The sequence below is a fragment of the Streptomyces mirabilis genome (genome assembly GCF_039503195.1).
GTDB classification, from domain to species: Bacteria; Actinomycetota; Actinomycetes; order Streptomycetales; family Streptomycetaceae; genus Streptomyces; species Streptomyces mirabilis_D.
The window spans coordinates 9276091-9287877 of record NZ_JBCJKP010000001.1; the positions used below are offsets into that span (position 1 = coordinate 9276091).

Below are 11787 nucleotides of genomic sequence, written 5' to 3' on the forward strand. Positions count from 1 at the left end.
TGGCCCCTGGTGTGCGCACACCAGGGGCCACGGGCTCGGTCGTGTCCGGTCAGCGCTGGGTGTAGATGAAGCCGAGCTTGTCGACCTCGTCGCCCGTGCGCCCGTGGAACCCGGCGATCTGCCAGCCCGACGGCGCCGTGCGCGTCACACAGTCCGAGGTCGTCGTACCACCCGCCAGGCTGTTGCCGAGGTTGGTGGTGAACTTGGCAGAGAAGATACGGGTGTTGCCGTCCTTCACGCCCTGGCACAGCTGCGCCGAGGTGACGTACTCGCCGCTGCCGAGGGTGAGCGACGAGGCGGTGCCGCCCGTGCCGCCGTGGGTCAGCGTCGTGCCGTTGCTCAGCGTCAGGCCCATCTGGTCGACGCGCGAGCCGCTGCGCAGGGTGAGGGTGGTCGCCCTGGCGCCTGCCGGCACGCTGTCGATGTCGTTGAAGTAGTCCCCGTGCGGGCCGCCGAACTGGTCGCTCAGCTGGAAGGAGGGGTTGCGCGACCAGGTGAACTTGGCGGTGATCGGGTCGTGGTCGGAGAGCATCAGCCCGTCCGAGGTCAGGAAGCTCGCGTGCTCGTTGTTGTAGCTCGTGGCGTTGAGCGTGACCAGCTTGCTGCCGCGATACAGGATCTTGTCCACGACCTCGCAGGTGTTGGGCACGGTGGCGCCGGTCTGGTCGCAGACCAGCGCCTCGCTGCCCTTGGCGGGCGGGGTGCCGCCGCGGATGAGCTTGACCCAGGCGTCGGTCAGGCCGTTGGCCGCGCCGAACTCGGCGATCGTGTCGCCGGTGCGCGTGTAGCGGGTGTTGGTGTCACCCATGACCACCACGGCGTTGCCCTTGGAGTGGCTCTGGATGAAGGCCGTGAGCTGGTCGAGGTTGTCGGCCCGCGAGGCCAGGTCGCCGTCGTTCGTGCCCGCGTTGGTGTGCAGGTTGTAGAAGTCGACGTAGACGCCCTCGGCCAGCCGTTCCCGCATGAACGTGAAGCCCTTGGGGGTCAGGCAGTCGCCCGAGTCGATCTGGCAGGAGTTCCAGTGCACCCGCTCGAAGTCGTCGGTGTCGTAGGAGATCTTCGACAGGGTGTTGAGCCCGCTGCCGATCCCGGCGCCACCGCTGGTGGGTGTGCGGTAGGCGTGCGTGGTGTCGCCCGCGTAGAGATAGGCGTGGTAGTTGAAGTCCTCCTCCACGTGGACGATGTCGTACGGGCCGAGCCGCTGGCCTATCGCCGTGGTGCTGGTGTCGCGCGGGGTCGAGGCGCTGGAGAGGGCCTCGGGGAGTCCGGCCACGTTGTAGCTGAGCACGTTGAAGGTGCCCGAGTCGGCGGCTGCCGCGGCGGGGGCGGTTGCCGTAAGCCCACCGAGGGCCGCGGCTGCCGCGGCCAGTGTGGCGAGGACTCTTCGGAAAGGTGACATGGGGGTGTCTCCTGGGGACTCGGTACTGAGGGATGACGGAGCGTCAGTAGCCGACCGAGAACGTGGCGTCGGCCTTTTCTGTGCTGGTGGAGATGGGGTCGATGCGCAGGACGTAGTTTGCGTGGCGGATGTGACGGTCCGGATAGTTGAAGGAGCGGAAAGATGACCAGGAGGTGTCGGCCAGGCCCGCGGTCCGGTAGAACGTGGCGTCCTGCGCGAACGTCGTCGTGCTGTCGTTGACGTCCAGTTGCAGCTGGTAGTTGTAGTGCCTCAGATAGCGCGTGGGATAGCTGACGGACTGGAAGGACACCCCGGAGCTGTCGGCGAGCCCCGGCACGAGCTTCCACTCCGCGTCGGTGTACGGGTCGAACGGGTAGGCGTCGATCCGGCCGACGTAGTTGACGTGACGGACGTAACGGTCCGGGTAGTTGTAGGACTTGATGCGATTCCAGCTCGGCTTGCCGTACGCCGCCAGGAGGTTGTCGTACTCGGTGGTGCTGATCGGCTGGATGGTGCCGTGCTTGGAGTTGACCGGCTGGGTGTAGAGCCGTTGGTCGACCGCGGTCCAGGTGCCCGCGGCCAGGTCGCCGGTCTGCCAGGCGTAGAAGACACCGTTGGGGGTGTAGGTGTCTCCCCAGAGGTACCAGGGGCTGGACGTCTGGGACTTGACGAGGATGGGGGCCTCGGTGCCGCCGTGCGCGACCGGTGTGCTGAACACGGTGAAGCTGCCCGGTTCCAGGGAGGTCGACTTGGCGCCGACCAGCGTCTGGTCCTTCTTGAAGTAGAGGTAGTTGACCCCGCCGACGCCCACGGCCAGGTCGCCGTCGATGACGTCGTAGCCGGGGTCGAAGAAGACCTGGGCCGTCGACGCGGTCGCGAAGTCGGTGGTGTAGTTCACCATGATGACGTTGTGGCCCGTGGAGTTGACGGCCGAGTAGATGATCCCGTACTGGCCGCGTCTCGCGTCCCAGTACGCCTCCGGAGCCCAGCTGTGGGTGGCCATGTCGTGCAGCTTCAGCCGCCGGTAGCCGGTGAATGAGCGCAGGTCGACGGAGTCCCAGACATGAATGTATTGGCTCTGCAGGCTCCAGTCGGTGCCCTTGAGGTCGGTGGCGAGCACGACGAACGTGCCGTCCTGCTTACGGAGGATGAACGGGTCGCGCAGGCCGCCGGTGCCCCCGGTCGGGGTCACGACCGGGTTGTTCTGGTTCAGCGGCATCCACTGGAGCGAGTCGGTGCTGACGGCGAGATGGAGGCCGTAGTCGTCACCGAGGCCGTTCGGGGACTCGGTGAAGTAGCCCATCACGTAAGCGGATCCGGTCGCGGCGCGGGCGGACGGGGTGCCGATCGCGAAGGAGGTGGTGAGGGCGGCCATCGCCCCCAGCACGGTGCGGCGGGACGGCTGAAGGGGGCTGGGGCTGTCGCTCATCAGGTTCATCTCCCTCTCTTCCTCGGCTGAGGCTGAGGCCGTGGATGTGGCTGTGGATGTTGATGCGGCTGCGGCGGTCATGCCCAGGCCGTCACGGGTACGAAGGAGCTGTCCTGGCGGAAGAGGTCGGTGCCCTCCGGCACGTCCACACGAAGCTGGTAGTTGTAGTGGCGCAGGTAGTAGCCCGGGTAGTTGTACGACTCGAAGCGGACGGCGCCGTCGGGGGTGCTGGTGCGGATGACGAACGTGGCGTCCTTGGCGAACGCCGACGTACCGTCGTCGGCGTCGAAGCGGCCACGGAAGTCCCAGTGGCGCAGGTAGGTGCCGGCCGCGTCCCGGAAGGAGTACGCGTTCGCGTCGGCGAGGCCCGGCACTACGGTGAAGGTGGACGCCTGCTTCTCGGCGGTGGTGCTGGAACTGCTGACCACGGGCAGGTCGAGCAGCGCGGACTGTTCCTGCCAGTAGCGGGTGGAGTAGTTGCCCGACCGGAAGGAACGGGTCACGCCCGTGGCCAGGTCGCCACCGCCGGACACCGTCTCCTTGATCACGGTGAAGTGGCGGGCCGTTCCGGAGATGCCCGGCAGCTTCTTCGGGGCGGTCCAGGTCGCGAAGGTGTCGTAGCTGTCGCTGTAGTAGTAACTGCCGTCGCCGTAGCCGTCGAAGAAGATCCGCCAGGCGCCGTTGTCGAGCTGGATCACCGAGGGACCCTCACGGGTGCCGCCCCAGCCGGCCCAGTCGCCGGTGCGGGTGACGGTGTACGGCCCGGTCAGGCTGGAGGCGGTCGCGTACTCGATGTACTTCGTCGTCTCGTTCTTCGGGAACGCGTGGTAGGTGGAGCCGATCTTCACGATGAACGTGTCGATGTGGTTGGCGCCGATGCCGGACAGAGCGACGGGTGAACTCCAGCCGGTGAGCGCGGAGTTGGTGGCCTTCATCACATACGGCGTGAAGATCCACTCGTTGTCGGTGGTCGAGCAGGACACGATGACGTTCACGCTGCCGTCGCTGTCGACGAACCACTCGGGCGCCCACGCGCGGGACAGATTGGTGAGCGGGACCGTGTAGTCGTACAGGAAGGTCCAGTTGGCCCGGTCGGAGCTGCGGGCGAAGCCGATGGTGGTGCTGACGTCCTGCCACGTGTGTGTGGTGTAGGTGAGGTAGTAGTAGCCGTCGGTGTGCTTGAACACGCTGGCGTCGCGGATGCGGTTGCTGGGCGGGGTGTAGGCGGAGGACTTGACGAGCCGGAAGTCGGTCGCGTCGTCGGACTGGTACACGTTCACGGTGCCGTCGTCGCTGTTGAGGAAGGGCACGATGGTGTAGCGGGTGGCCGAGCCGTGGACGGGGGCGGCCGCGGCGGCCGAGCCGAGCAGGCCGGGCAGTTCGCCCAGCACGAGTGCGGTCGCGGGTATCGCGACCATCGCGCGCAGCAGACTGCGGCGGGACGGGTCGAGCGGCGTCGAGGACGGCTTCCGGTCGGGGGCGATCATTTCTGCGGCTCTCCTTGTTTCTGTTGATCCGGATGGGGCGCGGCGGGTCCGCGTCCCCACCCGTCCTGCGCACACGTCGAGGTGCCGTCGCCTAGGCCTGGGCCAGGGCGGCGACCTCCTCGGCCGTGAGGGTCTCGCCGTACACACGGAAGTCGTCGACCGCACCCCTCAGGTAGGGGTCGGCGTACTGCGACCTGCCGAGGTACCCGGCACGGAGGTGATGGCCGAAGTAGCGCGGATCCACCGTGACCTGGGCGTTCCGTCCGACCTCCTGCCCGTCGACGTACAGGACGGCGGTCCCGCCGCCGTACGTCACCGCCACGTGCACCCAGCGGTCGGTGGGCAGCGGCGCGGCGTCGACGCGTTGCTCGGCGCCCGCGCCCCCGGCGGTGATGGCGTAGCGGAGGGTGCCGTCGCCGCTGAGCGGGGTGAGGAACATGTTGGCCGTGACGCCGGTGCCGAGGTCGAACACCCGGCTCCAGACGCCGGGTTGGCCGTCCAGCCGCACCCAGGTGGCCAGCGTGTAGACGGCGGCGCCCGCGAGGAGGTCGTCGGCCAGGCGTACGTACCCGTCCGTGCCGTCGAGCGCCACCGCGCCACCGTCGGCGCCGGCCGCCGTCCAGGCGGCACCGCCGACGAGCCGGGCGGCCTTCCCGTTCCCGGTGGCGTCGGCGGCCGTGCTCCCGGAGGTCTCGTCGAAACGGTGCCAGGCGGCGAACTCCGGTGGCGGGGGCGGTGGTTCACCGGTCTGCCAGTACACGGAGTAGTGCTGGTGGTGCACCCGGGAGATCGGCAGCAGTGACACGTCCTGGCCGTCGGCGCGGGCGGTGAACCGCAGCGGCTCCTGCGACTCCTTCCGTACGGATCCGGTGTCCAGGCGCGGCAGCCACGGCGTCGCCCGGTCTCCGTACGCCCCTGCCAGGACCACCGGGCCGTGCAGTACCGCCTGTACGTCGGGGTCGTCGGGCGTGGGCTCCATGACCGTGCGCATGGGCAGCGACACCTCGACCCGGTCCCCGGCGCGCCACTCCCGGTCGAGGGTCAGCCAGCTGCCGGGCTCCGGACGGTCGGGCAGAGCACGGCCGTTGAGTGTCGCGCGGGCGTCCGCGGCCCAGGACGGGATACGGACGAGCAGCTGGTGTGCGGCCCGTCCGGCGGTGACGGTCAACACGGTCGACGACCGATCGGGGAAGGAGGTGGTCTGCCGCCAAGTAATGTTCCTGTCACGCCAGTTGACCTGCGACGGGATGAACAGGTTCACCAGCAGCCGGTGCCGGTCGTGCGAGTAGACCGTGTCGGCGAACTTCGCCTGTGTCTCCATGCCGGTGCCGTGGTCGCAGGAGAAGTTGTCGTAGTCGGTCGAGTACGCGTCCGGGTCGGTGCCCATGAAGGACGGCTGCTGCTTGAAGGCGTCGGGGCCCAGACCCGTGTAGTAGATGTTGAAGCCGTGCGCCGAGTCCGGGTCCTGCTCACCGAGCATCTGGTTGAACAGGGTGCGCTCGTAGTAGTCGAGCAGATCGGTGCGCCGAGGTGTGCGGAAGTGCAGCAGCCGGGTCAGCTTCAGCATGTTGTAGCTGTTGCAGTTCTCGCAGGTGTTGTTGGACAACTGGCCCGCGATGACATCCGGTTCGTGAAAACCCTCGCCGTTGCTGTTCCCGCCGATCACGTAGGTGTGGTGGTCGGTGACGATCTGCCAGAAGTTCTCGGCGATCGTGCGGTAACGGTCGGGCAGACCCTCCTCCCACAGGCGCAGGGCGCCGACCATCTTGGGGATCTGGGTGTTGGCGTGCAGCCCCGCGAGCTTGTCCTCGTTCCTGGCCAGCGGGTCGAAGACGCGGGCGTGTGTGAAGCGTTCGGCGACGGCGAGCCACTTGGCGGCGCCGGTGAGGGCGTGCAGATCGGCGAACACGTCGTTCATGCCGCCGAACTCCGTCTCCAGCACCCGCTGCATCTGCTCGTACGACAACGGCTCGGTGCGCCGGTCGACCCACTCGGCCTGGCGCAGCACGACGTCGAGGGCCTGACCGCTGCCGGTCAGCCGGTGTTGTTCGACCAGCCCGGCCATGATCTTGTGGATCGTGTAGTACGGCGCCCATACGCCGGTCCCGGCTTCGAGGCGGTCGAAGAAGCTCTCGGGGAACGCGGACAGGTAGCCCGCGCCGAAGCCCGCGGCGGGGGAGGCGGCCTGGCACTCGGCGAGCGCCGCGACGAGCCGGTGGCCCTTGTCGCGCAGGGCCCGCTCCCCGGTGTCGGCGAAGGCGAGGGCGAGCCCGGAGAGCAGATGGCCGGTCGAGTGGCCGCGCAACTCGACGCTCGGGCCCTCCCAGCCACCGCACGGCTGGGCGGTGCTGGGCAGGCCGACGTTCGTACGGAAGGTGTGGAGCAGCCGGTCGATGTCCACGAAGCGCAGATAGGCGGAGTTGCGCTGCTGGTTGTCCCGGAAGGCGCTGTCCAGGAGGGTCACCGAGCCGAGAGGGAACGGCCGGACGGGTGTGGCGGCGTCGTGGGCGACCGGGGCGCCCGGGGCGTTGGTCCCGGTCGAGACGTGGGCCGTGCCGCCGCCGGTCGCGGCCAGGGTCATCGCGGCCGTGGACGTGCCGGTGACGGCGAGGAAGTGACGTCTGTCGAGTGGGGGGTTCACGAAGACCTCCGCATGCCGAAGAACCGGGCGGTGGTGTCCCGTCACCACCCTGCTCTCGTTCGAAATACCGAATGTTGTGCGACATGCTGTGCAACATGCAGTGCGAGGCATCACGGTAAGGGCTTGCTGGGTGATGTGAATAGTGCTTGTGGTGAAGGAAGTTGGCGGGAGAGGACCGGGGGTTCACAGGGGCGGACGGCGGCTGTGGTGTGCCGGGTGTCGGCGGCGCTGTTTAGGGTGGTCCGCGTGACGGAGAAGACCAGCAGACCACTCGCCGTGTTCGACCTCGACGGCACGCTCGCGGACAGCGCGCACCGGCAGCGGTTCCTGGAGCGCAAGCCGCGGGACTGGGACGCGTTCTTCGCTGCCGCGCCGCAGGATCCGCCGCTCGCGGAGGGGGTGACCCTGGCGTTGCGCAGCATGGAGGAGTGCGAGGTGGTCTATCTGACCGGCCGTCCCGAGCGCTGCCGCCGCGACACCGTCGAGTGGCTGGCCGCGCAGGGGTTGCCCGCAGGGCGCGTCTGGATGCGACGAGACGACGACCGCAGGCCCGCCCGTCACACCAAACTGGACGTCCTGCGCCGGCTCGCGCGCGACCGTGAGATCCACGTCCTGGTCGACGACGACGAACTCGTCTGCGACGAGGCGGAACGGGCCGGCTTCAGGGTCGTCCGAGCCCGCTGGGCCACGGCGTCCGCGGCACTGAAGGACGCACAGGAGCGGGAGGGACGGACCTAGACGGACCTAGGGGTCCGTCGGGGGAGTTGGGGGGGCGGCTCAGGTCCGCCCGAGATGTCGCTTCCCCAGGGGCCGCCCTGCCCAGGCCCTGTCGTCACATCCCTGTCCGCCCGGTGACGCCCATTCGACGACAGGACCCAGGGCCCCGTTTCCGAGGGGCCCGGGGCGAGGCGGCCATGGGTCTCCCGGGCTTCGGAAGGCCCCGGGGCTCAGGCGCCGTCCTCCAGGCGGAAGCCGACCTTCAGGCCGACCTGGTAGTGCTCGACCTCCCCGTCCACGATCTGCCCCCTGACCTGGGTGATCTCGAACCAGTCCAGGTTGCGCAGGGTCTGCGAGGCCCGGGAGATCCCGTTGCGAATGGCCTGGTCGACGCCCTCGTGGGAGGTGCCGACGATCTCGGTGACCCGATACGTGTGGTCGGACATGCGGGTGCTCCTCTCCGCCGTGGCGGGTGCGCCACGCGTCACTCCACGGTGCCTCACGGCGCGGCGGTGCGCGAGACGTCGGGGCACCGTGGGTGACCCGGGTGTATGTGGGGGCGGGCGTAAGTCCATTCGTCGAGCAGGGCGCGGTTGGGCGTTCGACCTTGCCATTGGTCTGCGGCCGGTGAGGCCGGGTGCGCTTGTGTGAGATCCCGGGCAGAACCGTCGAGGCGGGCAAGAATTCGGTACGGACCTCGGGGAGGCATTCCCGCTTTTCCTGCGGACTTCGTCGCCCCCGCGTGCGAGACGCCTCGCCTGCTTCGACGCCTCAGGCTGCGTCCCGCCATTGGGTCCGTGCGGCGGCAAGGAACAGCAGACCGGCCGCAGCCATGGCGACGCCGACCCAGGCGGGGGATGCCCAGCCGCCGCCGAGGTCGATCGCGACGCCGCCGAGCCAGGCGCCGAGTGCGTTGGCCAGGTTGCCGGCGGCGTGGTTGCCGGCGGCGGCGAGCGTCTGGGCGTCGGCCGCCACATCCATGAGCCGGCTCTGCAGGCAAGGGACGATCGCGAAGCTCGTGCCGATCGTGAACACTCCCACGACCGCGCCGACGGGGGACGTGGAGACCACGGCGAACACGGCGAGGAAGGCGGCGAAGACGGTGAGGATGACGAACGGGGCGCTGTCGGGAAAGCGGTCGGCGAGGTATCCGCCGGCGAGGTTGCCGACGACCATCCCCAGGCCCCAGACGGCCAGTACCGCGGGCACGGCACCGGAGGGAAGGCCTGCGCGGTGTGTGAGGGTGGGGGTGATGTAGCTGTAGACGGCGAACATGCCGCCGAGGCCCACCGCCGCCGCGCCCAGCAACAGGAGGACGCCGGGCCGCAGCAGGGCCCGCAGGGCCCGGGCGCCCGTTGTCGGTTCCGGCTGGGCGGACTGGGGGACGCACAGCCGGATCAGCGTGAAGGTCACACCCGTCACGACGGCCACCAGGCCGAATGAACTGCGCCAGCCCAGGGTCTGGCCCAGCCAGGTCGCCAAGGGCACTCCGCCGACGTTGGCGATGGCCAGGCCGAGCAGGATGCGTGCGACGGCGCGGGCCCTTCGGTCCGGCGGGGACAGTTCCGCGGCCACCAGTGACGCGACACCGAAGAAGGCACCGTGCGGCAGGCCGGCGAAGAAGCGGGCGGCAAGGAGCGTCGGGAAGCCGAAGGCCAGGGCGCTCAGCAGGTTGCCGACGGTGAAGACCGCCATGAGACCGAGCAGCAGTCTGCGCCGTGGAATGCCGCCGCCGAAGACCGCGATCAGCGGTGCTCCCACGACCACTCCGAGTGCGTAGGCGCTGATCAGCCATCCGGCACGGGGAATCGACACGTCCACGCCCTGGGCGATCGTGGGCAGCAGGCCCATCGGGGTGAACTCTCCGATGCCGATGCCCAGACCACCCAGAGCCAGGGCGAAGAGTGCCCAGCCGAGTCCGAAGGGTGTCTGCGGCGCCGTCTCCTGGTCGGTGGGCAGGTAGCTCTGTGTCGAACTCATGTGCACAGCATCAGGACCCGATCGATATGAGTCAAAGTGATGGCCGGCATGGATGGCATAGCATTTGTTCATGGGAACACTCAGGCAGATGGAGTACCTCCTCGCAGTTGTCGAAGAGGAGTCGTTCACCCGTGCCGCCCATCGCCTCTCGGTGTCCCAGGCAACGTTGTCTCACCAGCTCAAGGCCTTGGAGGAGGCGGTCGGACAGCCCCTGGTGGAACGTCTGCCGGGTCGCGTTCTGCCGACCCAGATGGGCCGCGAATACCTTCCTCACGCGATCACCGCACTACGGTCCGCGGCGGCCGCGCGCCGCGCCGTCATGACGGGCCACGACGGCGAGCCGGTCTCCCTGCGGCTGGCGGTGCTCCCCTCGCTGGCCTCCGGCGTCCTGCCCGGTGCCATCCGCGCCTGGCGGGACGCCCACCCCGACGCCGAGGTGTCCATGCTGGAATTCCTTGACGGTGACCGGCTGCCCAGGGAGATGTTGCGGGGTGTCGCCGACCTCGCCGTCGGCCCGGTCCCGGACGGCTGGCCGGGCGAGGTGTACCCCCTGTACCGGGAGGAACTGGTGGTGGTGCTCCCCGCCGACGACATGTGTGCCGACGCCACCGGTACCCCCCTGGACCTCGCGCTGCTGGCGGATCGGGACTGGGTCCTGCACTCCGAGAGCAACCCGTTGGCATCCCTGGTTCTGCAAGCGTGCGCACGCGCGGGGTTCACCCCACGGGCGGCCGTCTCGACCCACCACCCGGCCGCCGCGGTTCGGCTCGCCGCCGCCGGGCTGGGGCCGGCACTGGTTCCCCGCGCGTCCGTGAGCGATGACGTCGCCGTCACCTGGCGCGTGCCACGACCCGAGGTCGGCTGCGACCTGGTGGCCTACACACGCGGACCTGCTGCGCCGCACGTCATGGCATTCGTACGGGCTCTCGGCGGCACGGAGCTGGGACGTTAGAGCGTGCCGTGCTCGGCGAGCACCTCGATGAAGGCCAGCGCCGCCGGTGACGGATCTGGGCGGGTGAAGGCCGCGAGTTCCCGCAGCACGGGTGGATCGGGACGACGCGCATGTCCCGCGAACCGCTGCGGGATCATGTTCCCGGGAACAAGCGCGGGCCCGAGCCCCGCGACGGCGAGTTCCACCGCCGTGTCGGTGTAGTGGATGCGGGCCGCCACCCGGGGAGTGAACCCCGCCATCGCGCACGCTTCGTCCACCACCAGGCTCAGGCCGACCTCCCGTGCGTAGAGCACCCAGGGCCGGTCGGCGAGTTCTCCCAGCGCGACGACGTCCGAGTCGCGCGAGAGCAGCGGGTCGTCACTGGGCAGCACGATCAGGAATTCCTCGTGCCCGAGGGTCCGCACCGGCCCCCTCCAGGTACGGGCCGGAGGTCCGACAGCCACGTCCGCACCACCTCGGTTCATCGCCTCGGCGAGCAGCTCGGCGTGCGTGTACTCCTCAAGTCGTACCGGCACCAGAGGGTGCGCTCGGCGCCAGACCGTGATGGCTGCGGGAACGATGCCGAGCGTGACGGACTGGAGCGTCGCGAGGCGCAACTCGCCTCCTGTCAGGAGCCCGGCGGCCCGTGCCGCCGAGTTCGCCTGCCGCGCACTTGCCACCGCCGCCGCTGCGTGGCCCAGGAAAGCTGCCCCCGCGGCTGTCAGCCCCGCTCCTCCCGCGCCGCGCTCGAACAGCACCGCCCGCAAGCTTTGTTCGAGATCCCGGATCTGGTGCGACAAGGCGGGCTGTGTCACCCCGAGGCGCCTGGCCGCCTCGGTGAAGGATCCCTCTTCCGCGACAGCGATCACGTACTCGAATTGGCGCAGCGTCACGCCCCAAGCTTAGAGTCCCGCCCTCGCCGGGCTGACCGGCGAACACCCGGGGCAGGTCGACGACGGCAGGACAGACCAGGGTGTCACCGGGTTCGTCGACCGGGTCGGCGGCGTACCGGGCGAGCCAGGCGCCCACGGCGTCGTCCAGGGCTTCGCCGTCCAAGCGGGCCAGAAGCCGTCCCAGTGTGGAGGCGTTCGGCGTGCTGGAGGTCAGTCCGAGTTGTTCGCGCAGGTCGGAGAGGGCGGAGCTGTGACGGTTCCGGGCAGGTGGAATCGGTGTCCGCGCAGTGGCGTTGCAGGACACCGACTG

Annotated in this window: 9 protein-coding genes and 1 pseudogene; 2 read left to right on the forward strand and 8 right to left on the reverse strand. The window is 69.3% G+C overall.

What is annotated here, in order from left to right; genetic code table 11:
* Nucleotides 1–49 precede the first annotated feature (49 nt).
* The 4 genes from AAFF41_RS42065 to AAFF41_RS42080 all read right to left on the reverse strand — a co-directional run bounded on the left by AAFF41_RS42065 (nt 50) and on the right by AAFF41_RS42080 (nt 6956).
* Nucleotides 50–1399, reverse strand: coding sequence for a jacalin-like lectin (locus AAFF41_RS42065; RefSeq protein WP_343325700.1), 1350 nt, complete (start codon nt 1397–1399; stop codon nt 50–52).
* Between the two features lie 43 nt (nt 1400–1442).
* Nucleotides 1443–2828, reverse strand: a complete 1386-nt coding sequence (locus AAFF41_RS42070) for a glycoside hydrolase family 43 protein (RefSeq protein ID WP_343325701.1) — start codon at nt 2826–2828, stop codon at nt 1443–1445.
* A gap of 77 nt (nt 2829–2905) precedes the next feature.
* Nucleotides 2906–4315: a glycoside hydrolase family 43 protein gene (locus AAFF41_RS42075; protein WP_343325702.1), complete on the reverse strand. Its 1410-nt coding sequence runs from the start codon at nt 4313–4315 to the stop codon at nt 2906–2908.
* Nucleotides 4316–4406: 91 nt separating this feature from the next.
* Nucleotides 4407–6956: a beta-L-arabinofuranosidase domain-containing protein gene (locus AAFF41_RS42080; protein WP_343325703.1), complete on the reverse strand. Its 2550-nt coding sequence runs from the start codon at nt 6954–6956 to the stop codon at nt 4407–4409.
* Nucleotides 6957–7202: 246 nt separating this feature from the next.
* On the opposite strand from AAFF41_RS42080, the gene AAFF41_RS42085 reads away from it, so the two are divergent.
* Nucleotides 7203–7694, forward strand: a complete 492-nt coding sequence (locus AAFF41_RS42085) for a phosphatase domain-containing protein (protein ID WP_319749122.1) — start codon at nt 7203–7205, stop codon at nt 7692–7694.
* A 209-nt stretch (nt 7695–7903) separates the two neighbouring features.
* Here the strand turns inward: AAFF41_RS42085 and AAFF41_RS42090 are convergent, their stop codons facing one another.
* The 3 genes and pseudogenes from AAFF41_RS42090 to AAFF41_RS42100 all read right to left on the reverse strand — a co-directional run bounded on the left by AAFF41_RS42090 (nt 7904) and on the right by AAFF41_RS42100 (nt 9653).
* Entirely contained in the window at nt 7904–8119 is a 216-nt protein-coding gene (locus tag AAFF41_RS42090; protein WP_054231621.1) for a dodecin, read from the reverse strand.
* A gap of 107 nt (nt 8120–8226) precedes the next feature.
* Nucleotides 8227–8330 (reverse strand): annotated as a pseudogene (locus tag AAFF41_RS42095) (integrase core domain-containing protein); the annotation flags it as partial.
* 114 nt (nt 8331–8444) lie between these two features.
* A complete protein-coding gene (locus AAFF41_RS42100; RefSeq protein WP_319749121.1) occupies nt 8445–9653 on the reverse strand; it encodes an MFS transporter in 1209 nt (402 codons plus the stop codon).
* Between the two features lie 70 nt (nt 9654–9723).
* Here AAFF41_RS42100 and AAFF41_RS42105 point away from each other — a divergent pair, with 70 nt between their 5' ends.
* Nucleotides 9724–10605, forward strand: coding sequence for a LysR family transcriptional regulator (locus AAFF41_RS42105; protein WP_319749120.1), 882 nt, complete (start codon nt 9724–9726; stop codon nt 10603–10605).
* Here the strand turns inward: AAFF41_RS42105 and AAFF41_RS42110 are convergent.
* Entirely contained in the window at nt 10602–11477 is an 876-nt protein-coding gene (locus tag AAFF41_RS42110; RefSeq protein ID WP_343325704.1) for a LysR family transcriptional regulator, read from the reverse strand. The two genes, AAFF41_RS42105 and AAFF41_RS42110, sit on opposite strands and share 4 nt — an antisense overlap.
* Between the last annotated feature and the right edge of the window lie 310 nt (nt 11478–11787).